The sequence below is a fragment of the Halomonas sp. NPDC076908 genome (assembly GCF_050269715.1).
GTDB lineage: Bacteria > Pseudomonadota > Gammaproteobacteria > Pseudomonadales > Halomonadaceae > Vreelandella.
The window spans coordinates 133999-159213 of record NZ_JBNNIW010000005.1 but is presented as its reverse complement, the minus strand read 5'-3'; the positions used below and the strand labels follow the sequence as shown (position 1 = coordinate 159213).

Here is a 25215-nt window from a genome sequence, read left to right as displayed (position 1 = left end):
TTGGAGCTGCAGAACGGTGGAAAAATTGTTCGTCAACAGCGACTGTTATGCACTCTACGATTCTGCAAATGCTTCGTAGAGCTCTGCGTTTTCCACTTGTAATTCTTTGATAACTTCTTGGAGCCTTTTGACCTCATCAGGTGAAAAGCATCTGACAGATGCTATATCCTTGTGTTTTTTAACATTACTCTTCATCGGATATAGGTTGTGGGCGGGATCAAACCAAACGATATTAAATGTATTATTCCAGATAAATCCGTGAATACGGCCATAATTTTTTGACAAGCTAATTTCAAATGCTCTTGATGCTATTTCTTCAGCTTGCGACCATGCTTCATCTCGATCTCTGGTTTGCACAAAAAGCTTCTCTTGCAGCTTAGAAACTACCTCTTCTGGAAAAGAATCTTTTATCGCAGTTTCAGTGTTGAATATTGATTTTGGGGAAAGGCTTGGGTGAATTTGTTGAGTGATTTCTTTTTCTTTTGCTCTTTTTATTTCAGAAAGACAACTGAAGAACTTTTGATAGTAGCTTTCCTCCATTCCATGAAAGAAAAATTCATCAGCGCTCCAGTCTATAAATTCGAAAGAAAGTCTAAGCTTCTCTTCTAATACGGACTCAGCGTCATTGTCCGCAATATTTTCGTATTTACTCTTAGCCATGCATTCTGAGTCGTGATTCAAAAAACTTTTTCAATGCCTCTTTCGGAATAAAGGCAGTGCTTCCCTCAGACTCGTCTAAGTCTCCTCGCGCGTCAAGCCAAGGCGATTCTCGATGGGTCATCGTGCTGAGCGCAGCACCATCGTAGCGGCCATACGCTGCGACTATCTTGGTCAGGAATTCGAGTTGAGGGAAATCAACTTCCTCAATATCATCGTTGATCTGCCTCCACTTGAAATGCTTAAACTTGGAGTACAGTTCGTATACGACAGGGCCGTGCTGCCATGCCTGAAATTCTTCAGGGAAAAGCTGTTGCCCCTCAGCCAAGGCATAACCTTGAGCATAATAGCAAAGCTTCTGCAGCTTCATTGGCGAGGGGCTCTCATCGAACAACTTCCGATGGGCATCAATTATTGCGTTTGACACCTTTTCCAACTCGTTGGACAGAGCCATGTCTAAATCTCCACTTGACTTTTTTGACGCGCTAGGAGCCTAGCTTAATACCTAGGTTTGCGCAACACTATCTGTTTATTCGTACAGCAGGCAGCATAACAGTTTATTCATACGCATGCGCGTTTTCCTGAGAAGCCAAAAACCACCAATAAGCAACAAGCGTCTGATATAAAATAAAAATACTCACTTTATCCTTATAAAGGCTGACAGAATAATGTGCATGCGCATAAACATTCCAGGTCATTTTTTCAAATTGCGAATAAGCCCATAGAACACTTTGATAACTTGTTGTTTTTGAATGTTTTAATAAAATATTTTTCAGAAAATTAAGCAGATGACACCTTGAGCGTACCAGACAAGCGTGCATTACAGCTCGAAAATATCTCATTTTACTGAGTTTTGATACCGCTAAATACGTTGCTTGGTAGCGCCATGAAAGGATTTAGGCAGGTTCTCAATTGGCCGCGCCAGCCCACGCCCCAAAAAAGCGCCATCGGCAAAACCGATGGCGCTTGTATAAGCTGCTAACCAGCTGGTTACGGCTCGCTTGCCTACTGCTCGGCAAACGTGGGCGTAGCCTTAAACTGGCGCATTAAGCCGTAGTAGAACAGCCCACCCAGTGCTGCGCCAATCATCCAGCCAAAGCCGTCCAGGCCGGTAAGTGCGGGGACTAATACGGTAGAGAGTGAGAACAGCGCGGCACCACCAAAGGCGATAAGGGCACGGGTGTTCCAGCCGTTTACATAGTAGTAGGCGGTGCCCGGTGCTGATGAGAATAGCTCCTGCATGTTTAAGTGCTGACGCTTAATCAGGTAGTAATCGACCACAATAATGCCGTAGAAGGGCGCGACGACGGCACCTAGCGCATTTACGAAGCCGGGAACGCCAATCTGGCTGATCACTGAAAGCCATAGCGCGCCGACGAAGAAAGCAATCACCGCAGTAATCAGGCCGCCCATCTTGAAGCTGATTTTGCTGGGGAATAGGTTGGCCAGGTCGTAGGCGGGGGGAATAAAGTTGGCGACCAGGTTGATGCCTACCGTGGCGGCGAAGAAGGTCAGTGCGGCGACAATCGTGAGCGGCAATGAATCCACTCGCTCAACGATATCGGCGGGGTTGGTTAGTGCCTCGCCAAACAGCACCAGGGTGCCAGCGGTAATAATCAGCGCGATAAACGAGAAGAACGCCACGTTAAGCGGTAAGCCTAGCAGGTTGCCCAGCTTCATCTGGCGTTCGGTTTTTACAAAGCGGGTGAAGTCACCGAAGTTGATAACCACCGCTGCGAAGTACGCCACCATGGTGCCCACAATCGCTAAAAAGGCCGCGATTGAACTTCCGCTAGCTTCACCGTCACCGCTAAAAATAGTGCCAATGGCAGGAATCAGTTCGCTGCCTGCCTGGAACCAAACAATGATCATCAGTACCAGCATCACTACGTAAACCAGCGGGCCTGCCCAGTTGAGGAAGTGCTTAATGCGCTCAATGCCCTGCCAGAAAATCGCGATCTGAAACAGCCATACAATCACAAACGACACCCACGCCACGCCGGAAAGGCCGAGGAACATACTGCCATCGCCTGCGCCGTAAAAGGCGGTAATCAGCAGCGTGACGGCGGTAGAGGCGAAGTAGGTCTGCACGCCGTACCAGAAAATCCCCACAATAGCGCGCAGCATCGCGGGTAGGTTGGCGCCCCGCACCCCCATACTGGCGCGCACCATGACCGGGAACGGAATGCCGTATTTAACGCTGGGCTTACCGGTCAGGTTAACCAAAAACATCACAATCACACCGGCCAGAATAATCGCCGCCATCACCGCCCAGCCGTTCAGGCCGTAGGTTAAAAACAGCGATGCAGCCAGGGTGTAGCCGAACAGGCTCTGGATATCGTTAGACCAGACGTTAAAGATCTCAAACGCGCCCCAGTTACGGTCCTGGGGTTTCAGCGGCGCAAGGTCTTCGTTATACAGCGTAGGATCGATATGTTTTATATCCAGATCGCTACTGGGCGTGCTCTCTTTCATTGGATTAGCTCGTTGTTTGAGTTGGCGTTACTGATTAAAGCGTTGGCAGGGCGCCCAATATTTCATGAGCAGGTAGTAGGTGACGCCTGCAGGTATCAGGCTGGCGTACCATGAAACTGCCGAGAAAGAGAGCGCCGCTACAATGCCCACCGCGGTCGCGATCAGAGCGGCGGCGTTGAAGCCTTTGTAGGGGCCCTCGGGGTCATAAAGGTTGTTGATATCCAATGTGCGGTGGCGAACTACGTAATAATCGACCACCAGAATGGCGAAGATCGGGCCTAAAAAGGCGGAGTAGGTCTGCACAAACATTTGCAGGCCCGCTGCGGAACCCGGCTGCACCAGTTTCCAGGGGAAGGTGGCGAAGGCCAGTAGCCCAACAATCACCGTGGCCACTGAGAACTTGATCTTGAAGATGTCCATCAGCACGTAAGTCGGGGGTACTACGTTGTTGAGTACGTTGGTGGTGACCTGAGCAAAGGCGATAAACAGCAGGGTGGTCATCAACAGCGGGGTGTTGTCGACGGCGTTGGCGAATACCTCGATAGGGTCGGCGGTGCCGGTGGCTTGCGAGACCATATAACCGATCAAGCCCATAAACAGCGTGCAGGGCAGAATCGACATGGCATAAATAGTGGTAAGTAGGCTCTGGGGCGTGCCCTTTTTATGCTCACGGGAGTAGTCGCTAACGTTAAGCATCATGGTGCTGTAGATGCCTAGGAACAGCATGGTGGCGCCCCAGAACGGCATGCCCCAGGAGCCTTCCATGGTCAGCAGGCTGGCGGAAAGCTCATCGCCATAGCGCTGCACCGTGGCGTAAAACATATACACCAGCGAGGCGAGGATAAAGGCGCTGCCGATATTCTCTAGCCACTTGATGCCCTGAAAGCCCATTACCGACAGGCCGATTTGCAGAAACTGAAAGGTAATGAAGTAGAAGATAAGGTTGTCGAAGCCAAATAGGGTGGCCGACACCATATTCAGTGCCCCCGCGCCAATCCAGCTTTGAAAGCCGTACCACACTACCGCAGGCACCGCGCGCACTAGCCCAGGCAAGCGGGTGCCGGTAAAACCGAAGGCACTGCGCGCTTGAACCATAAACGGGATGCCGTACTTATAGCCCGCCGCCCCGTTAATGGCGAGTGCGATACCGATCACAAAGCAACCAATGGCGATAGCCAGCGTTGCTTGTAGCAGGTTCAAGGTGCCCACTACGCTTGAGCCCATGGCGAAGGTGCCAATGGAAACGCAGCCACCGAACCAGGCCAGAAAATAGGAGCTGCGCCCCATAATCCGGGTGTGTTGCGGGGCCAGGCTTTCAGCCCCTATTGCTTTCGTCCCAGAATCGGGCCGTTCTTCTGACGGAAGAGCCGAGTTTGTAGCGCTCATGATGTCGTCCTCGCAAGATTATAGGTTTTATTAACTCTCAGCTAAGCCGAGAGACGCTTGCGGCGTGGCGTGCTAATGGACGTGCTTTTTTAAAGTGATGCTTAAGTTTTTGTTATTAAATATTTTTGAGTCGTTATTTTTTTGCAGAGCTCTTATGGCTTAAACGGCAGTGAAAGCTCTGAAAGCCCAGCAAATTTACCGGTAAAGGTTTTCGGTCTTGGATAGGCCAAATCGCCATGCTTGCTGGTGTAAAGCTCTAAACTCACTAGCGACTCGGCTAGTTTCAGCGCAGCTGTAACACCTTCTACTACCGGCAGGCCCACTTCGCGGCTGATCTCCTGGGTCAAATTCGCCATACCGCCGCAGCCTAAAACGATGGCGCCAATGCCGTCTTCATCCCGGGCGCAGCAGCACTCTTCAACAATGCGGGTAAACGCCGCTTCAGGGTGGTGCTCAAGATCCAACACCGGAATTTCCGCAGCGCGAATGCGGCGGCAGTGGTGGCTAAAGCCGTACTGCTGTAGCAAGTGCTCGGCAATAATGCCGGTGCGGCCCAAGGTGGTCACAATAGAAAAACGGGTGCTCACCAGGGTGGCAAGATGAAACGCCGCTTCGGCAATGCCAATCACGGGTGCGCGGGTGAGTTCGCGGGCAGCGAGCAAGCCCGGGTCGCCGAAACAGGCCACCACGTAGGCATCGATGCCGCCTTCGCGTTCGCCTTTAAGCACCTCTTCGGCAACCCCTACCGCGCTGATGGCTTCGTCAAAATGGCTTTCGATGGAGACGGGGCCAGCTTCAGGTTGGGAGGTGCTGACTGTGGTGCCGGGGCCTGCTTGTTGCTGTGCTGCCTGATGAATAGCAGCGGTCATGGAGGCCGTGGTGTTAGGGTTAATAACGCGTATATGCACGATAGTTATTCCGTGTGTAAACAATATCGAATTTATTGTATACAAAAATAGGGCGGTTTCTAGCCTTACGCAAGCCTCTAAACGCGAATAGACGATAAAAATGTCCCGCTAAAAGTTTGACCAATTGTTCAGTATTCAAGGGCTTAAAGCGGCGTGAGTATAGAAACTGCATGGATCTCAGCGGATTAGCCAGAGGCTGGATTGCGGTTCGCTAGTAATGTCGCTATTTTGTATACAAATAATTTGCTATTTCACCGGCCTTTTCTTCATCGGTGATGTATCTGGAATATGAGTTAAAGGAGCTACCTATGTCGTCATCCTCTAATAGCCATTACCCTCGCGATTTGATTGGTTACGGGCGCAACCCGCCTCATGCCAATTGGCCCGGCAAGGCGAAAATTGCCGTGCAGTTTGTGCTCAATTATGAAGAGGGCGGCGAGAACTGCGTGCTGCATGGTGATGCCGGCTCAGAGCAGTTTTTATCGGAAATTATTGGCGCGCCCGCTTATCCTGACCGTCACTTAAGCATGGAGTCGATTTATGAATACGGCTCCCGGGCTGGGGTCTGGCGCATTCTGCGTGAGTTTGAAAAGCGCGACCTGCCGCTCACCGTGTTTGGTGTGGCCATGGCGCTGGAGCGCAACCCTGACGTCGCACAGGCTTTTAAAGAACTCGGCCATGAGATCGCCTGCCATGGCTACCGCTGGATTCACTATCAGGAAGTTTCTGAGCACGTTGAGCGCGAACATCTTCAGCAGGCCATGGAGATTTTTCAGCGGCTTTACGGTGAGAAGCCTCAAGGTTGGTATACCGGTCGCGATAGCCCCAACACTCGCCGCTTAGTGTTGGATGAGGGCGGTTTCCTTTACGATAGCGATTACTACGGCGACGATTTGCCTTTCTGGACCCAAGTCACCGATAGCCAGGGCGGTGAGCATAATCATTTGATTGTGCCTTACACCTTGGATAGCAACGATATGCGCTTTGCCGCGCCGCAGGGCTTTAACACCGCAGATCACTTCTTTACTTACCTTCGCGATGCCTTTGATGTGCTTTACGCGGAAGGGGAGGAGGCGCCTAAGATGCTCTCCATTGGTATGCATTGCCGCTTATTGGGTCGCCCCGGGCGTTTCCGCGCGCTGCAGCGCTTTTTGGATTACATTGAAACCCATGACCGCGTTTGGGTTGCCCGGCGCGTCGATATTGCCCGTCACTGGGCCGAGCATCACCCCGCACCAAAGCGGTGATTAAATTACGCAAAATAGGATGTTATGACGCCGCATATAGGACAGCGAATTACTGCTCAGTTTGACGAGTTAAGTGCCCAGGAGCAGCGCGTAGCAAGCTTTATCCTCGACCACTTTGACGATTTGGCGGTGTATAGCGCCGCCGATTTGGCGCGTTTAACCGGCGTTTCTAAATCGACCGTCAGCCGCTTATTCAAGCGGCTGGGGTTCGAGAGCTACCGCACCGTTAAGGATCATGCCCGCCAATTGCGTAATCTGGGTGTGCCGTTAGTGATCGACGCCAACGCCATGCAAGAAGAGGCCGGGGCACCATTTCAGCGCCATCTTCAGCGGGAGCAGGATAATCTGCAGCGCTGCTTGAACAGTATTGCTACGGATCAGTTTGCCGCTTTGGTGGAACGCCTAAATGGGGCGCGCCATGTAGTAGTGATCGGCTTTCGTAACAGCTACCCCTTAGCGATGCACTTTCGCCAGCAGCTAATTCAGGCACGTACCCAGGTGCGAGTGGTTCCCCACCCTAACCAGTCGTTAGCGGAAGAGATTGTCGATCTGACCGAGCAGGATGTGGTGGTGCTGTTTGGTTTCCGCCGCCGCCCAGCGGCATTTGCCTCGCTAATAGCGGCACTTGAGCGTTCACCAGCCAAGGTAGCCTTACTGGCTGACCCCACCGCGGTAAATTTTGCCTCACAAGTCGAGTGGTTTTTTGAAACGCCGTTGGAAAGCCTTTCTGCATTCGATAGTTACGCCACGGCCAATAGCCTGATCTGCCTGATTGCCAATGGTGTGCTGCACCGTCGCCTTGCAGAAGGTCGCGAGCGGATTAGTGCGATCAGCGATATTTATTCGGAGCTCAGTGAGCTTGAAGCGCCGACCATGAGCGTTGATTGGAGTGCTCAGTAGCTAAAGTCTCTTCATGGTGCACCTCAGCGTATTGGCCGCTGAAGGTTGCATCAACTCGTTGCATCACTCTTCTCCTTTTATTCCCTTTGGTCAATGCGTCAGGCACTGCATTTTGGTTCTTGGCGCTCTCTAAGTTGATGTTCTGAAAATGTTAGCCACTTCTGGTATCGCTGTTGCTATTAGCTGGTCAAGTGAAGCAAAAGTTACTTTTTTAGAAATCGTGCAACAAAGCTTGCATTCGCTTTGCTTCCATCTAGTTATTCAGCGATGCATCTCTAGCAAACCCGAGACTCTGCAGGGCGTAAGCCTGCCAGGAGAGCTTTATGAAGCCGTTATCCCAGCGCTTCAATTACTCATTTCGAATCGCTTTAAGCGCTTGCAGTCTGGCGTTTTAGCCACAGGGTTGAGTGCAGCTGTTGCTCTCGGCGCTATTACTACTAGCTCCAGTGTTCAGGCGGATGCGCGTGATGATATCGAGTCACGCGGCACTCTCCCTCGCCAATGTAAGTCGCTGCTCGCCGTTAATACAGCTCACGGTCCAGCCACACTACCGCCTTGCCAATCTGCTGCCTGGCTTCAATCCGCGCATGCACTTGCTGCACCTGTTCCAGGGTGTAACGCTCTTCGATATCCACTGTCAGCGAACCCTCAAGCATCGCCGCGAACACCGCATCGGCACGCCGTTGCACGGTCGGGCCGTCGGCTATGTGATCGTTGAGGCGTGGACGAGTCAGGAACAGAGAGCCAGCCTCCCCCAATTCCATCGGGTCCAGATCAGTGATCGAACCGGAGACGTTGCCGTAATTGACGATCAGCCCTCTCATACGACAGGCCTTAAAACTTTCCCGCAACGTGACTTTGCCCACCGAATCGAACACCACATCCACACCCAGCCCATCGGTTTCCGCCAATACACGCTCGGCAAATCCCTGGTATTGCCACGCCTGATCAGCACCACGCTGAAGGGCAATTGCGCATTTTTCGGCGCTGCTACCGGTAGTGAACACCCTAGCGCCGAGTCGATGGGCCATCTGCACCAGCAACTGGCCAATGCTGCCGGAAGCCGCATGGATCAAGCAACTGTTGCCCGCCTGCAACCGGGCCACATCTTCAATCAGGTAGTGCGCCGTGCACCCCTGGAACATCGCCGCAGCCGCCTGATCGAAGCCGATCGCATTCGGAATTTGCGCCACCCGCGCGGCAGGCACACTGGCGTATTCAGCAAACGCGCCCCAGGAGATGCACCACGCCACCCGATCACCTGGAGCCAGATGGCTTACGCCCTCGCCCACTTCCACCACCACACCGGCACCTTCCATGCCCAGGGTGCACGGCAGTCGCACTGGGTAAGTCACCGACCGGGCGTACTTGCCCTGGCGGGTGTGCACATCCATGAAATTGATCCCGGCGCAGGCCACCTTGATCAGCACATGGCCGGGCGTGATATGAGGTTTGGGCGCATCGAGGCGCAATTGAACGGCTTCCGGGCCGCCGTAGGTTTCAAGGGTGAGGGCTTTCATCATGGGACAACTCTGTTTGCGGTGGAAATGTGCCATGGTAAAAGGCGTTACTCTGTAAGAGAATTCCCCAATACCTCCCACCCTCTGTGCGGAAATAACCCGATGTTTGACTGGCAGGATCTGTATTTTTTCACCGTACTGGCGCGCACTCAGTCTCTGTCGGCGGCCGCCCGCGAGCTGCAGGTGGAACACGCCACCGTGGGCCGGCGCGTCGATGCCCTGGAAAAAGCCCTAGGCGTCAAACTGGTAGACCGCCTGCCTCGCAGCCGGCCACTCACCGAGGAAGGCCTGGTATTGGCGAAACTAGCGGCAGGGATGGGCGAGATGGCCACTGAAGTGATGCGCCTGTCCCGCGTGGCCTCGATTGAGGTGGCAGGTTCCGTGCTGGTCAGTTGCCCGCCGTCGATTGCCATCCACTGCATCGCGCCGCACGTTGCGCGGTTCAGGACGCAGTATCCCAGGCTGAATATCGTGGTGATGTCCTCGACGACCCTTGCTGCCCTGGACAAAGGCGAAGCTGGCATTGCCCTGCGCACCGTGCGTCCCGACGAAGAAGCGCTGGTACGCAGAAAGGTCGGCGCCGTGCGCTTCGGTCTTTATGCCACGCCCGAGCTCAAGCAATTACCCGCCGAACAGTGGACGTTCATTGCCTATGACACCACCCGCGACCACCTGCCCCAACAGGCGTGGATGCATCAGGTGCGCGGCAACCGCACGGTTGCCTTTGCTGCTAGCGACCTAATTACCCAGCAAATGGCCGCTCGATCCCATGTGGGTGCGGTGGTGCTGCCCACTCTGGTGGGGGATCACGATGCGGAATTGGTGCGGCTGGCAACGAATACCGAAGGACCGGTTCGCGATATCTGGCTGACGGTGTATCCGGACATGCGCCGCTCGCCTTCAGTGAAGGTGGTGATGGAATTTTTGGTGAACTGCGTCGAAGGCGAGCCGCAGTTGCGGCGTTAACCCAACGCCATGAAGTCCGTCAGGGCCGCTCTCAGTTGATTGAACACAATGGCATTGCGCTGCACCTTGCGCATGTCCTGGTGCATGACGATCCACACGTTGACATTGAAATCCACCTGCCCTTGCAGGACGAGCATCAGGCCGTGACGTTGCGCAACCTGGCGTGAGCACACGCCAATCCACAGCCCGGCACGCAGCGCGACCAGTTGAGCGAGGTGATCGTCGGTGCGGATCATCATACGGGTGGCTGTACTACAAGATTTCCCACCGTTTGGCTCGGTAGGTACCGACCTGCAGCCACGTGGCTACGATATTGATATGGCCCAATACCTCGCTGACGAAATGGGCGTGGCGATAGAAATAATCCCCATGACCAGTGCTAACCGCATTCCCTATTTGCAGACCGGTCAAGCGGATTTGGTGATCTCCAGCCTGGGTAAAAATCCGGAGCGCGAAACGGCGATCGACTTCTCCGATGTCTACGCGCCGTTCTTCCTGGGCGTGTTCAGCGCTGATGAAGATGAAAGCGTAGATGATCCAGAAGGCTTAGCCGATAAAACCAATGTAGTCACCCGCGGTGCCGTGGAAGATATGGAGCTTTCGGAAATTGCGCCAGATTCCACTACCGTTCAACGCTTTGAAGACAACGCCACTACCATTTCTGCGTTTCTTTCTGCCCAGGTCGATTACGTAGCCACCGGTAACGTGGTTGCTGCCGTGATCGCCGAGCGCAATAGCAACCGTGCGCCTTCTTTGGTGTATCAGCTTAAAGATTCACCTTGCTACGTCGGCATGAACAAAAACGAGCCTGCCAGGGGGGTATCAAAATCGATGCGATTACTGCCGCCTTTATTGCCATGACGCTTAACCTGGCCGCCTACAGCGCTGAAATTCTTCGAGCTGGCATTAGTGCCACGGCGAAAGGGCAATTAGAAACTGGCCGTGCTCTGGGTATGACCACCCTGCAAAGCTATTGCCATGTCGTGCTGGTTCCGGCTTTTGCGCGGGTTTACCCGGCGCTGATCAGCCAGTCAATTATCGTGATGCTCGGTTCGGCGCTTGACCCTGAGCTGGTGGGTGAAGTGCTGCGCGTACTTGAGGCCTTGGCAAAAGAGGGGATGACGCTGATTCTGGTCACCCATGAGATGAGCTTTGCCCGTGATGTGGCGGATCGTGTGGTGTTTATGCACCAGGGGCGCATCCATGAAGAGGGCGCCCCCAGCGAGCTATTTAGCAATCCACAAACGCCGGAGCTGAAGCAATTTATCTCTGCGGTGCTCTAGCCGATTCACGACTAGTCGGTTCACTGTTAGCCGGTTCACTGCTAGCCGGTCCACTGAGTTGCCTGGGCAAAGATAAGAAAGCCCAGCGCAATCACAATCCAAACGCAAAAAAGTGGGAAGAAGAATTTGACCCACTTTTGCCACGGCACACCCGCCAGGGCCAGGGTGGCCATAAAGTAACCCGAGGTGGGGTAGAGAATATTGCCGATGCCGTCGCCGAGCTGGAAAGCTAGCACCGCTGTTTGGCGGGTAACGCCAATAATGTCGGAGAGTGGTGCCATCAGCGGCATGGTGACCAGCGCCTGGCCGCTACCGGAAGGCACGATGAAATTAAAACCGAGCTGAGCGAAGAACATGCCAATAGCGGAAAGCAGGGTGGGTAGGCCACCGACGAGATTACCAAGCCCAAACACCAGGGTATCCATGATCTGGCCATCTTCCAACATGACCGCAACGCCCCGCGCCACGCCAGCGATCATGGCGCCGACCAATACATCGCGAAAGCCCTGGTTGAAGCCTGAACATATTTCGTCAGTGTCGAGGCCGGCGATAAGGCCCACTACAATGCCCATAATGATAAACAGGCCCGCCATCTCCATCATGAACCAGCCTTGCTGGAGTACGCCATAAACCAGCACGGCGAAAAAGGCGAAGGTGGCGATGGCCGCCAGCTTCTGGCGAGCGGTGGCGATTAACGCAGGACTATTATCTGCGTGTTGGTACAGCGTGCGTTTTTCGGCTTCGCTAGCGTCATGGCTTAGTAAGCTGAGTGAGGGCGTGTGGCGCACCATCCGGGCGTAGCGCATAACGAAGAAGATGGCCGCCGCTAGCATGGCCACAAACGCCATGATGCGCAGTCCATAACCGGAGTAGAGGGGCAGGTCTGAGAGTTGCTGCCCAAGGCCTGTATTGATGGGGTTGAGTACGCCGGTCGTAAAGCCGACGGTAGTGGCGCAAAGTGCCACCGCCGCCGCAGTGACCGAATCAAAGCGTAAAGCAATCATTAGCGGCAGAATGACCGGCACATAAACCAATGCCAGCTCTTGCGTGCCGATCACGGTGGCTATCAGCGCAAATACGGTCATCAACACGGGGATAGTGAGCAGGCTTTGTCGTGCAAAGCGTCGCGTGAGTTTATCAACGCCTATTTCAATAATGCCGGTGCGCCTTAGCACCATGAACATGCCGCCAATCATAAAGGTAAAAAAGACCACTTCACCGGCGCTCATCAACCCATTGGGGATCGCCAGCATGAAGTCGACGATACCAATCGGCGACGATGCGACCTGCTCATAAGACGTCGGGTCAATGGTGGTTCTGCCATCCGGCCCAGGAACGCGTTCGAATTGCCCTGCAGGTACAAAGTGAGTCGCGAGCGCCGCCAAGCCTATAAATACGAACAGCACCACGTAGATATCCGGGATTCGACACCAGCTTTTTTTAGGTGGCGGACTATCAGGAGAGGGAGTTGGTTGGGACATGCTGTGCCTCGCGTTAGGGAGCTGCCACCCGGGATGGCGATTGTTTTTAATGTTTAACCTTAGCAACGATCATGCTCGATAGAGCCGTGAGGTTGCTGTTTCTGGTTGCGGATCTAATCGTTTTAGAATTGTGAAACAAAAGTTTCTAAAGAAGTTACTATTGGGAGGAGTGTTTCACAAGCGCTCTTTCAAGAAGCCCTGTGAAAGAGCGCTTTAATATGTTTCGTTAATCTTGTATACAAGAAGTATGTCTTATTTCCAAACGTCCTAAAGGTCTCAACATGCCAGCTAACTACTACGCCCCCACCGGTGGGCATCCGCCGCAAACACAAATCACCGCTGATCGCGCGGTATTCACGGAAGCGTATGCGCTGATCCCCAAGGGGGTAATGCGCGATATCGTCACCAGCAATCTGCCGTTTTGGGAAGGCACTCGGCTTTGGGTGCTGGCGCGTCCGCTGTCCGGGTTTGCCGAGACGTTTTCGCAATACATTATGGAAGTGCAGCCAGAGGGTGGCAGCGATAAGCCCGAGCCGGACTCCCAGGCGGAAGGCGTGCTGTTTATTGTTGAAGGTGAGTTAACGCTTACTTTAGCGGGTGAGCGTCACACCATGCAGCCCGGCGGCTATGCGTTTATTCCCCCCGGCAGCAATTGGCAGGTGCGCAATGAATCAAGCGCGCCAGTGCGCTTTCACTGGGTGCGCAAAGCGTACGAGTTTGTTGAAGGGCTTGAGGTGCCCCAGGCATTCGTCACCAACGAGCAGGACATTGCCCCTATCGAAATGCCGGATACCGAAGGACGCTGGGCCACCACGCGTTTTGTTGACCCTGCGGATGTCCGCCACGATATGCACGTTAATATCGTGACTTTTCAGCCGGGCGGCGTGATTCCTTTTGATGAAACCCATGTCATGGAACACGGTTTGTACGTGCTTGAAGGCAAAGCCGTTTACCACTTAAATCAAAACTGGGTAGAAGTCGAAGCCGGCGACTTTATGTGGCTGCGCGCTTTCTGCCCCCAGGCCTGCTACGCCGCTGGCCCTGGGCCGTTCCGGTATTTGCTTTACAAAGATGTTAATCGCCATGCTGCTCTTAAACTGTCATCTCGCTAAGGAACTGAAATGTTGAAGCTAAAAGCCGAGCCGCTAACGGCAGAGGCGTTTGCCCCTTTTGGCGATGTAATAGATGCGCGTACCTCCGCATCATTTCCTATCAATGCCGGGCGTACCCAACGTCATCACGATCTGGCCAAGGTAGAAACCTTGGGCGAAAATGCTCGCACGCTGGTGAATATTTTCGTTAGCCAGCCGATCACACTGCCGCTGGAACTCACCTTTCTAGAGCGACACCCTCAAGGCAGTCAGGCCTTTATGCCGCTGCACCAGGAGCAGTTTATTGTCGTGGTGGCACCACCGGGTGAGCATATTAACCCTGACGATGTACGCGCTTTTGTGACCGATGGCCGTCAAGGGGTAAATTACCGTGCCGGCACTTGGCACGCTATTCAGTCAGTGCTAGAACGTGAAGGCGAGTTCTTGGTGGTGGATCGGGGCGGCGATGGCAATAACTGCGATGAGTTTCCCCTGGCAATTAGCGTGATGTTGGAATAATACGTACATTTCCTGTTGCAGGGCTGTCATATAGAACGCGTTAAACTGATAAGCTAGTGTTATTAAACAGAGTTACTACACGCTCATTAGCATGGTTGGAATATTATGAACGCACTGCACTTCTCTACTATTCGTCGTACCAAAATTGTCGCCACCCTTGGGCCTGCCAGCGACCGTGAAGGCGTTTTGGAAGCCATGCTAGCGGCGGGTGTAGATGTGGTGCGTTTAAATTTTTCTCACGGTACCGCTGATGATCACCGTCGCCGATTGAACGAAGTGCGTGAAATTGCCGCCAAGTTAGGCCGCAGCGTAGCGGCCCTGGGCGACCTGCAAGGCCCCAAAATTCGTATTGCGCGGTTTAGAGATGGTGCCGTGGTGCTGAAAGAGGGCCAGCCGTTTATTCTCGATATGGAGTTGGATGGCGATTCAGGCGACGAGCAGCAAGTGGGCTGTGACTACAAAACTCTTTCGCAAGACGTGACCGCCGGTGACCGCTTGTTGCTGGATGACGGTCGTGTCGTGCTTGATGTGACCCGTGTTGAAGGCCAGCAAGTGCATACCCGTGTGGTCGTGGGCGGTAAGCTCTCTAATCATAAAGGTATTAACAAGCAAGGCGGTGGGCTCTCGGCACCGGCATTGACTGAAAAAGACAAAGAAGACCTTAAAACCGCCGTTGAAATCGGCGTCGACTACTTAGCCATTTCCTTCCCACGCCACGCAGAAGACATGCTCGAAGCGCGCCGTTTATTGGGCGAGGCGGGTAAAGATATTGGCTTGGTGGCTAAAGTTGAACGCGCCGAAGCAGTGGCAGATGACGCGACTCTGGATGGCATTATTGAAGCGTCTGAAGCGGTAATGGTGGCGCGAGGCGATCTAGGCGTCGAAATTGGCGATGCTAAACTGGTCGGCGTTCAAAAGCGCATGATTAAGCGCGCGCGCTCGCTTAATCGTGCGGTGATCACAGCTACGCAAATGATGGAAAGCATGATTTCAGCGCCGCTGCCTACCCGTGCTGAAGTATTTGACGTTGCCAACGCGGTACTCGATGGCAGTGACGCGGTGATGCTTTCCGCTGAAACCGCCGCGGGCGACTATCCGTTAGAAACCGTGGAAGCGATGTCACGAGTTTGTTTGGGTGCGGAGCGGGAAAAATCAGCCCAGGAGTCCGGCCACCGTATTCATGAAGGCTTTACCCGGCCTGACGAAACCATCGCGCTATCCGCCATGTATGCCGCCAACCATATGACCGGTATCAGCGCGATTGCCTGTATGACCTCTTCGGGCTATACGCCGCTCATTGCTTCGCGTATTCGCTCGGGCCTGCCGATTGTCGGCTTGGCGCACAATCCCATCGCCCAGCGCCGTATGGCGCTCTATCGTGGTGTCGTATCGCTGCCGTTCGACACCTCTGACATGTCTCCCACCGAGCTTAATGACAAAGCGCTAGAGCTACTGGTGAAGATGGGAATCTCCAAGCCAGGCGACCATGTAATCCTTACCCGTGGCGACCATATGAACGCCCATGGCGGCACCAATACCATGAAGGTAATGGAGATTACCGACGAGCATGCTAAAAGCTAAACTAAAAGCTAAATTGGCGCATGGGCTACTGCTGGCTGGCCTGCTATTAACAAGCGCCCCCGCGATTGCGGGGGCGCCTATTGTGGCAGCGGCTTCTGATCTGCAATTTGCTCTTACTGAAGCCGCCGAGCGGTTTCAGCAGCAGACGGGCAATACACTGCGGCTCAACTTTGGCTCGTCGGGCAACTTTCGTCGTCAAATTGCCCAGGGTGCGCCCTTTGAGCTGTATCTCTCTGCTGATGAGCGTTACGTCCAAGCGCTTTATGAAGAAGGCCATACCAAGGACGAGGGCGTCATTTATGCCATTGGCCGGTTAGTGTGGCTGCAGCGCGCCGGACGCGACGATTTACCCAGTGAGGACGCACCACTTTCAGCAGTACGCGACGCGCTGGAAAATCACGCAAGCGGCACCACTGAACGCATTGCCCTGGCTAACCCTGAACACGCCCCTTACGGGGTCGCCGCGCAGCAAGCCCTTGAGCATGTCGGGCTGTGGGAGGGCACCGAACCGCTGCGAGTGCTTGGCGAAAACGTCTCCCAGGCGGCGCAGTTTGCTCTTTCTGACGACGCTCGCGGTGGGTTAGTCGCTTACTCTTTGGCCTTGGCACCTGCCCTTGGTGAGCGAAGTGAGTACGTACTTATTCCTGAATCATGGCATAGCCCTTTACGCCAACGCATGGTGTTAACCAACCGGGCGGGAGAGGTCGCCAGCGATTTCTATCACTGGCTACAGCAGGATGAGGGGCAAGCTATTTTGCACCGTTATGGTTTTAACCCCGAATGATGGCTTTAGCGTTGAATAATGGTCCCGTCGTGATGGCGAAATCATAATGGATTGGTCAGCGCTTTCGGTCTCGCTTCGACTAGCCGTGTTTACCTGCTTAATACTTATCCCCCTCGCTATCTGGCTTGGTCGTTCACTCGCCTACGCCCGCTTTCGCGGCAAAGGCCTATGTGAGGCGCTGGTGGCGCTGCCGCTGGTGTTACCGCCTACCGTATTAGGCTTTTATCTGCTGCTCAGCTTTGGCCGTGATGCTCCTGTGGGAGCATTCTGGGCGCAAATGACCGGCGGTGGGCTTAATTTCACCTTTAGCGGCATATTAATAGCCTCGCTAATTGCTAATCTGCCCTTTGCGGTACAGCCCATTCAGCGCGCCTTTGAACACGTGCCTCATAACCTGCGTGAAGCGGCGTGGTGCAGTGGACTAAGCCCCTGGCAAACACTGCTGCGTATTGAATTACCGCTGGTCTGGCCAGGTATTATGTCTGCTGCGGCGCTAACCTTTGCTCATACGCTGGGCGAATTTGGAGTGATCTTAATGGTAGGGGGCTCCATTGACGGCGAAACCCGCACCCTCGCTATTGCCATTTATGACCGCGTTCAGGCGTTTGATGAACAGGGCGCGGCGCAAATGTCAGCGCTGCTATTGTTGGTATCGTTTATTACCTTAGGGCTGGTGTATGGCTTGGCTGGACGCAGGCGGTGGGCGCGTGGCTGATTTCTCTATGCCGGAGCTAACCTCAGGTTCAGGCGCAGGGCTATGTGTAGCAGTGAATCAAACCGGGCCGATTCCACTGGCTGCTGAGTTTGCCTGCCAGCCCGGAGAGCTGCTGGCGCTGGTTGGGCCTTCTGGCAGCGGCAAAACAACGCTGCTGCGCACCATCGCTGGACTCTATCAGCCCCAGTATGGGCAGATAAGCTGTGCTGGCGACGTTTGGTTTGACGCCGCAGGTAAGCGTTCACTCGCACCCCAGCACCGCCGTGTGGGAATTGTGTTTCAGGACTATGCGCTGTTTCCACACCTTACAGCGCTGGAAAATATTCAAGTACCGCTACGCCATTTACCCCAACCCCAGCGCCGTGAACAGGCCGAACAGTGGCTAACCAAGGTGCGCCTGGAAGGGCTGGGTGAGCGTTACCCCAATGCGCTTTCCGGTGGGCAATGTCAGCGGGTCGCACTGGCGCGTGCGTTAGCACGTGAGCCCCAGGTACTGTTGCTCGATGAGCCTTTTTCGGCGGTGGACCAAGTCACCCGGCGGCGCTTACAGCGCGAGCTGGCGCTGCTTCGCCAGCAGATCGAGATCCCCATCGTGCTGGTGACCCACGACCTGGAAGAGGCTACTGCGCTCGCCGATCAAATCTGTGTGCTGCATAACGGCGTAAGTCTTCAGCAGGACACGCCAGAGGTGCTGTTTAGTCGGCCCGCTTCACCGCTGGTGGCGCGCCTGCTAGACCGCCATAATTTATTTGCAGGTGTGGTGGTCGAGGTGGATGGCCAGCGTCGGCTACAGTGGGGGGAAAGTTTTCTGGAAGTAGCCGGTGGGCTTATCGATCTGACAATCGGTGAAAAAGTGACTTGGTACCTGCCGCCATCCGATATTGTGCTTCACCGCCGTGACCGGCCATCCCAGGGGGAGCGTGAGAACCCAATAACGGCCACGGTAAGTGAGCTGGTAGCGTTGGGCGGCATCACGTCAGTTTCGCTGCGCGTCAACCATGGTGATATGTTACGTTTCGATATCGCCACCCATGCTGCGCGTCGTAACCAATTAATCAGCGGGGCTGTGGTGAACGTTTCGCTACTGGCAACAGGCATTCACCTGATGTTAGGCCACCAAGTTCGCGCAGATGCGCATGACAAAAGGAAGTAAGCATGGATCACTCGCGTCGCACACTGCTCAAAGCGTCGTTACTGTTACCGCTGGCGGCACTCATGCCCCTTTCGTTACTAAGCTCCTTCGCCTGGGGGCAAGCGGCGTCAACAAGCATGCAGACCCTGGCGCTGGCCATCCATAGCGAGGGTGGTCCTCACCGTCTACAGGTCGAAGTAGCGGAAACCACTGCCCAACGTCAGCGCGGCTTAATGGAGCGCGAAAGTATGCCAGAAGAGAGTGGCATGCTGTTTCGGTTTGAAACCGAGCAACCTGCTGAGAACGCTTTTTGGATGTACCGCACGCTGATTCCCCTTGATATTGCCTATATCGATGGCCAAGGCCGAATTGTGGCGATTAATACCATGCAGCCTTGTGAGTCCTCCACACCACGAGACTGCCCATCCTACCCGGCAGGTGCAGCTTTCTACTCAGCGTTAGAAGTGAACGCTGGCTACTTTGCCGAGCGCGGTATCAAAGTGGGTGATTGTGTATCCGTTCCTGAAATAGCCGGTTATTGTCAGCCTGCTGATTAACCTAAGCGTGGTCGCCAGCGGATATTGAGCACAATCAAAGCAAGGCCTGCGACCACGAGGCTACCACCCATCAACTTATGAAAGCCTAGGCTGTCGCCCATTAATAGCGCGCCTAGGCCGACTGCAAACACCGGTGTGAGCAGCGTCATCGGGACAACGCGATTAACAGGGTGGCGGCGTAACAGTGCGTACCAAATCCCGTAGGCCACTATTGATGACATCACTGCGGTGTACACCATCGACCCCCAGCCTAGCCAAGTAGCCTGTTGCATTGCTTGCCACTGGCCACTTTCAAATAGCCATGAACCCAGCGCCACTTGCGGCACTGCAAACAGCGCCACCCAACCTGCTAACGCCAGCGGCGCAATCGGTGGGCCGCGCTTAATCAACAGCTGCGACACCGCCCAGCCAAAGGCACTTAATAACAGAATCGCCAGAGGGAGAGGCGTCGGTAAGGTGGGGCCGCCTGCTAGCACAATGATCCCCGCAAATGAGAGCAGCAGCCCTACAATGCGTTTGGGCCCCAATTTCTCTTTAAGAAACACCACTGCCAATAGCGTGGCAAAGGGCGTGCCCATCTGCACCAGCAACGCCCCTGTTCCTGCCTCGGCGTGCTCCAAACCAATAAATAGCAGCGCGAAGTGCAGGCTACCAAAGGTCACCGATAGCAGCAGCAAAAACGGCAGTTGCACGCGCGCCACCGGGTAGAACGGCACCAATAGCGCCGCCACCAGCATAAAGCGCAGCGTAGTCATTAACAGCGGCGGCAGCTCCGCCACGCCCACCTTGATCACAATGATATTCAGCGCCCAAATAGCGATAACAAACAGGCCGAGTAGCAGGTCGCGTAAAGGCACGTTGATGTCCATGGCTAGAAAAAAGACAGCTATTGTAACAGCTTGGGGGAGTACAAAAGTGATAGTGCAAGGAGTGGTCGCCGAAGATGTGAAGCTCGGCCTAAATAGGCATAAGTACCCAGGTCAGCAATTCTTTACCGTTTCACTCGGTAACTATTCTTGGCTGGTGGCTGACAGAAAATGATCTTCAAAAGTTTTTTCCCCGCTGCAATATCACCAAGTAATTTTGAGAGGGTAGTATGGCTAAGGCCAAAACGTTCTCGCGGGCATTGCGGTTTTTAGATTCTTCACTTTAGCTACTTACGAGCCCTATCAACGCAGGAGGTAAATCATGGAAGGTTCATGTCTTTGCGGTGCTATCGAAGTTTCAATCGCCGACCAAGCTAAAATCGATGTTTGCCACTGCACAACGTGCAGGCGTTGGGGGAGTGGCCCCATGCTGGCAGTACATTGTGGAACTGATGTTGTGTTCGGTGGTAAACAAAAGCCCACCACCTATCCGTCATCGGACTGGGCCGAGCGCGGGTTCTGTTCCATCTGTGGAACGCACTTGTTTTACCATCTGCTCTCTTCTGATGAGTACGCTCTTTCTGCCGGGCTTTTCCAGCAGGGCGCTAACTTTGAAATGAGCAGTCAGATATTCATCGAGCAAAAGCCAGACTATTACGACTTTGCCAATGAGACGCCGACCATGACCGGCGAGCAAGCGTTTGCGCACTTCTCGGAACATGATAATTAAATGTAGTGCTCTACAGTATGCTGTAGTCGAAATTCATCCAGCCATGCCGACCTTAGGCGTCTTTCTTTCCCGCGCTAAGTGCATACAATAAGTGTGGCTTTCTCGCAGCCTTACGACAGCTACCGCGCGCGCTATAAAACGCACAACATAAAAATAGCTAAAAAAGGATCTACCATGACGCTGACACGCTCTATGGCTCGTTTCACTGCCGGCTTGGCCGGGGCGGCACTGCTTTCCGCTTCGCTTTCTGCACAAGCCCGCGAACTTTCGGTTTCCACCGTTTTATCTGACGCTTTCCCCTGGGGGCAAGCGGCGGAGAAGTGGGCTGAGCTGGTGGAGGAGCGCAGCGGCGGTGAGTTAACGCTGCGCGTTTATCCTAATTCTCAACTGGTTTCTGGTGATCAAACCCGTGAATTTTCCGCTATGCGCTCGGGGTTAATCGACGCTGCAGTCGGGTCAACGATTAACTGGTCGCCCCAGGTGCCGGAACTGAATCTGTTCTCGTTGCCGTTTTTCATTCCCGATGAAGCTGCCGTCGATGCTGTCACGGGTGGTGAAGCGGGTCAGTTAGTGTTTGAAGCCATTGAGTCCCGCGGGGTTATTCCGCTGGCCTGGGGCGAAAATGGCTTTCGTCAGGTCTCTAACTCACGCGGGGCGATCACTCAGCCAGATGATTTGGACGGCCTGAAAATCCGCGTTGTTGGTTCGCCGCTGTTCCAGGATACCTTCTCAGCCCTTGGCGCTGACCCCACGCAAATGAGCTGGACTGACGCTCAGCCAGCGCTAACCACGGGTGCGGTGGATGGCCAGGAAAATCCGCTTTCGGTGTTTGACGTGGCGCGGATTGATCAAGTGGGTCAGGAGCATTTAACACTCTGGAATTACATGAATGATCCGCTGATTTTTGCGGTCAATCAGACCGTCTGGCAGTCCCTGGATGAAGAGCAGCAAACCATGCTGCGTGAAACGGCTCGTGAAGCGGGTGAGTGGGAAATTGCCATGACCCGTGAGCAGGAGAGAGAGCGCTTGGCGGCGATTCAAGAGCGCGGTGTGACCGTGACTGAATTAACCGATGAGCAGTACCAAGCGTTTGTTGAGGCGACTCAGTCCGTTTATGAAAAATGGGCGCCGCGTATCGGTGAAGAGGTGGTGAACGCTGCCCAAGCCGCCATCGACGCGCGCTAGTTACCTTTAATGTTTTAACTCCCAGCCCTTAGAGCTGGGAGTTTTTTTGCTATGAGGCTGCCATGAAAGGCTTTCCTGATGCACGCCTTGAGCGCTGGCTGGGCGCGCTGGCATTAATCATTATCTCGTTGATCAGTTTAGGAAATGTCATCACTCGCTACATTACCGGTGGGTCCTTCTCGTTCACTGAAGAATTCTCAGTTTTTCTGTTAGTGGTGCTGACCTTTGCGGGCGCTTCCGTGGCGTTGCGCCGCAACCGACATATCCGCATTAGCTTTCTAGAGCGGATGCTGCCGCCCCATTACCGAACGCTATTAATCCTTTTTCAAGCGCTATGCGGTGTCATCGTACTGGGGTTAATTACGTGGTACGGCGGCAAGCTTGCCTGGCAGGAGCAGCAGTGGGAGTCGCTATCGCCGGGGCTTGGCCTACCACAGTGGTGGTATTTGGTATGGCTACCCGTGCTGACCCTCGCCATGCTGTGGCGATTAATTCAACAAACCCGTGACCGCTTGACCGGGAGACTCTCCGATGAGCCCTGATGTATGGATGATTTTGGCCTTTGCAGGGCTGCTGATTGCAGGCGTGCCGGTGGCGTTTTCGCTAGCGCTCTCCGGGGCAGTGGGCATTGTGATCGGGCTATCGCCAGATATGCTCGCGACTCTTGGCACCAATACGTACAACAGCATCGCTAAATATCCGCTCATTGCGATTCCGCTGTTTATATTAACGGGGCTTATTTTTGAGCGCTCAGGGGTGGCGCTGCGTTTAGTGCGTTTTGCGCAGGCACTGATTGGCCCGCGCCATGGTGGCCTGGCGTTGGTGGCGGTGTTGGTTTGTATGATTATGGGCGGCATGAGTGGTTCAGGGCCCGCCGATGCGGCGGCTGTGGCGATGGTCATGCTGCCCAGTATGACCAAGGCGGGTTACCCCAAGCCGTTTTCGGCCACGCTAATTGCCGCTTCTGCCTCTACCGCTATCCTCATACCACCTTCAGTGGCGCTGATCCTCTATTCAATCGTCGTACCCGGAGTTGATCTGCGTGCGCTATTTGCCGCTGGTCTTTTTCCCGGTATTTTGGCGGGACTGGCGCTGTTAGTGCCTGCGATGCTTGTTTCCAAACGCTACGGCTGGGAAGGAGGCGCGCCGGTAGAGGGGGCCGAGCAGCTTAGTGTGCGAACTACGTTTAAGCAGGCGATACCTGCATTGTTTGCTCCAGTGCTGATACTGGGGGGCTTACGCTCTGGGCTGTTTACACCCACTGAAGCTGCTGTGGTGGCGGTAGCCTATGGCGCACTCGTAGGCCTTTTCCTCACCCGTGAGCTTTCGCTGCGAGATTTATGGGAATTGCTGGGCGAGGCGGCAATTATCTCTGGTGTGGTGATGCTGATTATTGCGCTTGCTGGTATTTTTGCCTGGGCGGGCACCATGCTGGGCACCTTTCGCCACTTAGCAGAGTGGATAATTGGCCTGACTGATAACGGCGTGCTGCTGCTGATTTTGGTAATGCTAGCGGTGCTGGTCGCTGGGATGTTGTTGGACGCCATATCGATTTATCTAATCATGATGCCGATCCTGATACCCGTTATGCAGCACTTTGAATGGAATCCGGTGTGGTTTGGGATTTTATTAGCGATGAACATTGCGATTGGCCAGTTTACACCGCCGGTAGCGGTAAATTTAATGGTAACCACTGAAATAGCCAAAATTCGCTTGGAGCATACCGTTGGATGGGCGCTGTTATTTGTCGTGGCGATGGGCTGTGCGCTGGCGCTGGTAGCTATTTTCCCCGCTATCGCGCTGTGGTTACCCAGCGTGTTGGGCTACAACATTTAAACTTCACGCTCGCCACCGACTAGGCAGTCGATAATGCAAAAGCAGCCGGTGTCGAGTGAGTCGCTAGCATCCTTATCCCCTATGCCAAAATGGCATGCTTGTTAACGCTTACTAAACGTTACCTAGCGCTAAACTACTATCTAACAGCGTAGGAAAGTGCTTTAAATGGGAGATGGCGTAGCTGCCTTGCTTCGAAAGTGCTTTTTTTCGCTAAATGCTTTGTTTTTCGCTAAAGTAGTATTAGCAGGGAGCTATATATCCGTTTGAAAATAGCTGCTTGTAACAGACTGTCTTGAAAAACGTTTTAGCATAAACCACCTGAGGGAACGGTTCACCAGGTGAGAACAAGACGCGCGATGTTAATAACATCAAATAAGCTCATAAAATCAAGATAAAGAGGTGTGTTCATGAAACGCCATGTATTTTCCACCGCAGCCTTCTCTGGCGCGATGATTGCTGCGGCAACGTTTGCTTCCCCAGCCGTTGCCCAGGATCGCTACATCACCATTGGTACCGGTGGCCAAACCGGCGTTTATTACGTCGTAGGTCAGTCGGTTTGCCGTATGGTTAACCGTGGCAGTGATGACCACAATATCCGCTGTAACGCACCTTCTACCGGTGGTTCAGTTGCCAACGTTAACGGCATGAAGAGCGGCGAACTGGACATGGGCGTTGTTCAGTCTGATGTTCAGTACCGTGCTTACAACGGCGAAGCTAACTTCGAAGAAGAGGGCGCTTGGGAAGATATGCGTGCCGTGTTCACCATGCACGGTGAGCCGCTAACTGTTGTTGCCCGTGCCGATTCCGGCATTGAGAACATCAGCGATTTTCCTGGCAAGCGTGTCAACATCGGTAACCCAGGCTCTGGCCAGCGCAACACCATGGATGTGGTCATGGATGCGTTCGGTTGGGATGAAGACACCTTCGCACTGGCTTCACAGCTTGATGCCGCTGAGCAGGCCGCTGCACTGTCCGACAACAACATCGACGCCATGGTTTATGTTGTTGGTCACCCGAACGGCTCTATCCAAGAAGCCACCACCACTATTGATGCTCGCCTAGTGCCGGTGACTGGCGATGAGATTGACGCATTGGTTGAAGAGTATCCGTACTACACGCGTTCGGTCATTCCTGGCGGCCTGTATCGCGGTAATGACGAAGACGTTGAAACCTTCGGTGTTGCTGCCACGTTTGTTTCTTCTACAGATGTAGATGAAGACGTTATCTACGAAACGGTCAAAGCCGTTTTTGAAAACTTCGATCGTTTCAAGCGCCTGCATCCTGCGTTTGAAAACCTGAACGAAGAAGACATGATCTCTGACGGTTTAACTGCTCCGCTTCACGACGGTGCAGCGCGTTACTACCGTGAGCGTGGCTGGATCGAATAAGCGCTACG

Annotated in this window: 25 protein-coding genes and 1 pseudogene; 17 read left to right on the top strand and 9 right to left on the bottom strand. The window is 54.0% G+C overall.

The window, feature by feature from the left end; translation table 11 throughout:
- Positions 1 to 54 precede the first annotated feature (54 nt).
- The 5 genes from ACQKE4_RS04790 to ACQKE4_RS04770 all read right to left on the bottom strand — a co-directional run bounded on the left by ACQKE4_RS04790 (position 55) and on the right by ACQKE4_RS04770 (position 5426).
- Entirely contained in the window at positions 55 to 660 is a 606-nt protein-coding gene (locus tag ACQKE4_RS04790) for a hypothetical protein (protein ID WP_427387145.1), read from the bottom strand.
- Positions 653 to 1111, bottom strand: coding sequence for a Panacea domain-containing protein (locus tag ACQKE4_RS04785; protein WP_427387144.1), 459 nt, complete (start codon positions 1109 to 1111; stop codon positions 653 to 655). Before ACQKE4_RS04785 ends, ACQKE4_RS04790 begins: the two co-directional genes overlap by 8 nt.
- A gap of 551 nt (positions 1112 to 1662) precedes the next feature.
- The gene (locus ACQKE4_RS04780; RefSeq protein ID WP_427387143.1) at positions 1663 to 3132 is read right to left on the bottom strand and encodes an NCS1 family nucleobase:cation symporter-1; all 1470 of its coding nucleotides are present in this window, start codon (positions 3130 to 3132) and stop codon (positions 1663 to 1665) included.
- A gap of 27 nt (positions 3133 to 3159) precedes the next feature.
- The gene (locus ACQKE4_RS04775; RefSeq protein ID WP_427387142.1) at positions 3160 to 4518 is read right to left on the bottom strand and encodes an NCS1 family transporter; all 1359 of its coding nucleotides are present in this window, start codon (positions 4516 to 4518) and stop codon (positions 3160 to 3162) included.
- A gap of 152 nt (positions 4519 to 4670) precedes the next feature.
- Positions 4671 to 5426 carry an aspartate/glutamate racemase family protein gene (locus tag ACQKE4_RS04770; RefSeq protein WP_427387141.1) on the bottom strand — a complete coding sequence of 252 codons (756 nt, stop codon included), beginning with the start codon at positions 5424 to 5426 and terminating at the stop codon, positions 4671 to 4673.
- Between the two features lie 308 nt (positions 5427 to 5734).
- On the opposite strand from ACQKE4_RS04770, the gene puuE reads away from it, so the two are divergent.
- Positions 5735 to 6673, top strand: coding sequence for an allantoinase PuuE (gene puuE / locus ACQKE4_RS04765; RefSeq protein WP_427387140.1), 939 nt, complete (start codon positions 5735 to 5737; stop codon positions 6671 to 6673).
- A 24-nt stretch (positions 6674 to 6697) separates the two neighbouring features.
- Complete coding sequence (locus ACQKE4_RS04760; protein WP_427387139.1) at positions 6698 to 7573, top strand: MurR/RpiR family transcriptional regulator; 876 nt, start codon at positions 6698 to 6700, stop codon at positions 7571 to 7573.
- Between the two features lie 521 nt (positions 7574 to 8094).
- Here ACQKE4_RS04760 and ACQKE4_RS04755 read toward each other — a convergent pair.
- On the bottom strand, positions 8095 to 8967 hold the full coding sequence (locus ACQKE4_RS04755) for a zinc-binding dehydrogenase (RefSeq protein WP_427387138.1): 873 nt from the start codon (positions 8965 to 8967) through the stop codon (positions 8095 to 8097).
- Between ACQKE4_RS04755 and ACQKE4_RS04750 the strand changes: the two genes are divergently transcribed.
- Positions 8956 to 10059, top strand: a complete 1104-nt coding sequence (locus tag ACQKE4_RS04750; protein WP_427387137.1) for a LysR family transcriptional regulator — start codon at positions 8956 to 8958, stop codon at positions 10057 to 10059. The two genes, ACQKE4_RS04755 and ACQKE4_RS04750, sit on opposite strands and share 12 nt — an antisense overlap.
- Here the strand turns inward: ACQKE4_RS04750 and ACQKE4_RS04745 are convergent.
- A complete protein-coding gene (locus ACQKE4_RS04745) occupies positions 10056 to 10298 on the bottom strand; it encodes a hypothetical protein (RefSeq protein ID WP_427387136.1) in 243 nt (80 codons plus the stop codon). The two genes, ACQKE4_RS04750 and ACQKE4_RS04745, sit on opposite strands and share 4 nt — an antisense overlap.
- Here ACQKE4_RS04745 and ACQKE4_RS04740 point away from each other — a divergent pair.
- Together ACQKE4_RS04740 and ACQKE4_RS04735 are read left to right on the top strand one after the other, a co-directional pair.
- The gene (locus ACQKE4_RS04740) at positions 10285 to 10920 is read left to right on the top strand and encodes a transporter substrate-binding domain-containing protein (protein WP_427387135.1); all 636 of its coding nucleotides are present in this window, start codon (positions 10285 to 10287) and stop codon (positions 10918 to 10920) included. The genes ACQKE4_RS04745 and ACQKE4_RS04740 overlap by 14 nt on opposite strands.
- Positions 10878 to 11342: pseudogene (locus ACQKE4_RS04735) on the top strand (ABC transporter permease subunit); the annotation flags it as partial. The gene ACQKE4_RS04740 and the pseudogene ACQKE4_RS04735, both read left to right, overlap by 43 nt.
- 41 nt (positions 11343 to 11383) lie before the next feature.
- Here ACQKE4_RS04735 and ACQKE4_RS04730 read toward each other — a convergent pair.
- Entirely contained in the window at positions 11384 to 12823 is a 1440-nt protein-coding gene (locus ACQKE4_RS04730; protein ID WP_427387134.1) for a YfcC family protein, read from the bottom strand.
- Between the two features lie 281 nt (positions 12824 to 13104).
- Between ACQKE4_RS04730 and ACQKE4_RS04725 the strand changes: the two genes are divergently transcribed.
- From ACQKE4_RS04725 to ACQKE4_RS04695, 7 genes are all read left to right on the top strand, one after another.
- Complete coding sequence (locus tag ACQKE4_RS04725; protein ID WP_427387133.1) at positions 13105 to 13935, top strand: bifunctional allantoicase/(S)-ureidoglycine aminohydrolase; 831 nt, start codon at positions 13105 to 13107, stop codon at positions 13933 to 13935.
- Positions 13936 to 13944: 9 nt separating this feature from the next.
- A complete protein-coding gene (locus ACQKE4_RS04720; protein WP_427387132.1) occupies positions 13945 to 14433 on the top strand; it encodes an ureidoglycolate lyase in 489 nt (162 codons plus the stop codon).
- Between the two features lie 105 nt (positions 14434 to 14538).
- Positions 14539 to 16014, top strand: coding sequence for a pyruvate kinase (gene pyk, locus ACQKE4_RS04715; protein WP_427387131.1), 1476 nt, complete (start codon positions 14539 to 14541; stop codon positions 16012 to 16014).
- On the top strand, positions 16001 to 16798 hold the full coding sequence (gene modA, locus ACQKE4_RS04710) for a molybdate ABC transporter substrate-binding protein (RefSeq protein ID WP_427387130.1): 798 nt from the start codon (positions 16001 to 16003) through the stop codon (positions 16796 to 16798). The genes pyk and modA overlap by 14 nt, the downstream gene beginning before the upstream one ends.
- A 46-nt stretch (positions 16799 to 16844) precedes the next feature.
- Positions 16845 to 17513 carry a molybdate ABC transporter permease subunit gene (gene modB, locus ACQKE4_RS04705; RefSeq protein ID WP_427387129.1) on the top strand — a complete coding sequence of 223 codons (669 nt, stop codon included), beginning with the start codon at positions 16845 to 16847 and terminating at the stop codon, positions 17511 to 17513.
- Positions 17476 to 18666: an ABC transporter ATP-binding protein gene (locus ACQKE4_RS04700; protein WP_427387128.1), complete on the top strand. Its 1191-nt coding sequence runs from the start codon at positions 17476 to 17478 to the stop codon at positions 18664 to 18666. Before modB ends, ACQKE4_RS04700 begins: the two co-directional genes overlap by 38 nt.
- 2 nt (positions 18667 to 18668) lie before the next feature.
- The gene (locus ACQKE4_RS04695) at positions 18669 to 19202 is read left to right on the top strand and encodes a DUF192 domain-containing protein (protein WP_427387127.1); all 534 of its coding nucleotides are present in this window, start codon (positions 18669 to 18671) and stop codon (positions 19200 to 19202) included.
- Here ACQKE4_RS04695 and ACQKE4_RS04690 read toward each other — a convergent pair.
- The gene (locus ACQKE4_RS04690; protein ID WP_427387126.1) at positions 19199 to 20059 is read right to left on the bottom strand and encodes a DMT family transporter; all 861 of its coding nucleotides are present in this window, start codon (positions 20057 to 20059) and stop codon (positions 19199 to 19201) included. The genes ACQKE4_RS04695 and ACQKE4_RS04690 overlap by 4 nt on opposite strands.
- A gap of 331 nt (positions 20060 to 20390) precedes the next feature.
- Here ACQKE4_RS04690 and ACQKE4_RS04685 point away from each other — a divergent pair, with 331 nt between their 5' ends.
- The 5 genes from ACQKE4_RS04685 (at position 20391) to ACQKE4_RS04665 (ending at position 25207) form a co-directional block, all read left to right on the top strand.
- Positions 20391 to 20798: a GFA family protein gene (locus ACQKE4_RS04685; protein ID WP_427387125.1), complete on the top strand. Its 408-nt coding sequence runs from the start codon at positions 20391 to 20393 to the stop codon at positions 20796 to 20798.
- Between the two features lie 174 nt (positions 20799 to 20972).
- Positions 20973 to 21983, top strand: a complete 1011-nt coding sequence (locus ACQKE4_RS04680) for a DctP family TRAP transporter solute-binding subunit (RefSeq protein ID WP_427387124.1) — start codon at positions 20973 to 20975, stop codon at positions 21981 to 21983.
- A 62-nt stretch (positions 21984 to 22045) separates the two neighbouring features.
- On the top strand, positions 22046 to 22525 hold the full coding sequence (locus tag ACQKE4_RS04675; protein WP_427387123.1) for a TRAP transporter small permease: 480 nt from the start codon (positions 22046 to 22048) through the stop codon (positions 22523 to 22525).
- Entirely contained in the window at positions 22515 to 23819 is a 1305-nt protein-coding gene (locus ACQKE4_RS04670; RefSeq protein WP_427387122.1) for a TRAP transporter large permease, read from the top strand. Before ACQKE4_RS04675 ends, ACQKE4_RS04670 begins: the two co-directional genes overlap by 11 nt.
- A gap of 407 nt (positions 23820 to 24226) precedes the next feature.
- Positions 24227 to 25207 carry a TAXI family TRAP transporter solute-binding subunit gene (locus tag ACQKE4_RS04665; protein ID WP_427387121.1) on the top strand — a complete coding sequence of 327 codons (981 nt, stop codon included), beginning with the start codon at positions 24227 to 24229 and terminating at the stop codon, positions 25205 to 25207.
- Positions 25208 to 25215 lie beyond the last annotated feature (8 nt).

Excerpts from the sequence above, each read along its gene's own strand:
- ACQKE4_RS04670 (WP_427387122.1), top strand. The coding sequence starts at position 22,515 with ATGAGCCCTGATGTATGGATGATTTTGGCCTTTGCAGGGCTGCTGATT.
- ACQKE4_RS04785 (WP_427387144.1), bottom strand. The coding sequence starts at position 1,111 with ATGGCTCTGTCCAACGAGTTGGAAAAGGTGTCAAACGCAATAATTGAT.
- ACQKE4_RS04730 (WP_427387134.1), bottom strand. The coding sequence starts at position 12,823 with ATGTCCCAACCAACTCCCTCTCCTGATAGTCCGCCACCTAAAAAAAGC.
- ACQKE4_RS04725 (WP_427387133.1), top strand. The coding sequence starts at position 13,105 with ATGCCAGCTAACTACTACGCCCCCACCGGTGGGCATCCGCCGCAAACA.
- ACQKE4_RS04780 (WP_427387143.1), bottom strand. The coding sequence starts at position 3,132 with ATGAAAGAGAGCACGCCCAGTAGCGATCTGGATATAAAACATATCGAT.
- ACQKE4_RS04775 (WP_427387142.1), bottom strand. The coding sequence starts at position 4,518 with ATGAGCGCTACAAACTCGGCTCTTCCGTCAGAAGAACGGCCCGATTCT.
- ACQKE4_RS04720 (WP_427387132.1), top strand. The coding sequence starts at position 13,945 with ATGTTGAAGCTAAAAGCCGAGCCGCTAACGGCAGAGGCGTTTGCCCCT.
- ACQKE4_RS04680 (WP_427387124.1), top strand. The coding sequence starts at position 20,973 with ATGACGCTGACACGCTCTATGGCTCGTTTCACTGCCGGCTTGGCCGGG.
- ACQKE4_RS04685 (WP_427387125.1), top strand. The coding sequence starts at position 20,391 with ATGGAAGGTTCATGTCTTTGCGGTGCTATCGAAGTTTCAATCGCCGAC.
- modB (WP_427387129.1), top strand. The coding sequence starts at position 16,845 with ATGGATTGGTCAGCGCTTTCGGTCTCGCTTCGACTAGCCGTGTTTACC.
- ACQKE4_RS04760 (WP_427387139.1), top strand. The coding sequence starts at position 6,698 with ATGACGCCGCATATAGGACAGCGAATTACTGCTCAGTTTGACGAGTTA.
- ACQKE4_RS04665 (WP_427387121.1), top strand. The coding sequence starts at position 24,227 with ATGAAACGCCATGTATTTTCCACCGCAGCCTTCTCTGGCGCGATGATT.
- ACQKE4_RS04755 (WP_427387138.1), bottom strand. The coding sequence starts at position 8,967 with ATGGATGTGCACACCCGCCAGGGCAAGTACGCCCGGTCGGTGACTTAC.
- puuE (WP_427387140.1), top strand. The coding sequence starts at position 5,735 with ATGTCGTCATCCTCTAATAGCCATTACCCTCGCGATTTGATTGGTTAC.
- ACQKE4_RS04675 (WP_427387123.1), top strand. The coding sequence starts at position 22,046 with ATGAAAGGCTTTCCTGATGCACGCCTTGAGCGCTGGCTGGGCGCGCTG.
- pyk (WP_427387131.1), top strand. The coding sequence starts at position 14,539 with ATGAACGCACTGCACTTCTCTACTATTCGTCGTACCAAAATTGTCGCC.
- ACQKE4_RS04695 (WP_427387127.1), top strand. The coding sequence starts at position 18,669 with ATGGATCACTCGCGTCGCACACTGCTCAAAGCGTCGTTACTGTTACCG.
- ACQKE4_RS04790 (WP_427387145.1), bottom strand. The coding sequence starts at position 660 with ATGGCTAAGAGTAAATACGAAAATATTGCGGACAATGACGCTGAGTCC.
- modA (WP_427387130.1), top strand. The coding sequence starts at position 16,001 with ATGCTAAAAGCTAAACTAAAAGCTAAATTGGCGCATGGGCTACTGCTG.
- ACQKE4_RS04700 (WP_427387128.1), top strand. The coding sequence starts at position 17,476 with ATGGCTTGGCTGGACGCAGGCGGTGGGCGCGTGGCTGATTTCTCTATG.
- ACQKE4_RS04745 (WP_427387136.1), bottom strand. The coding sequence starts at position 10,298 with ATGATGATCCGCACCGACGATCACCTCGCTCAACTGGTCGCGCTGCGT.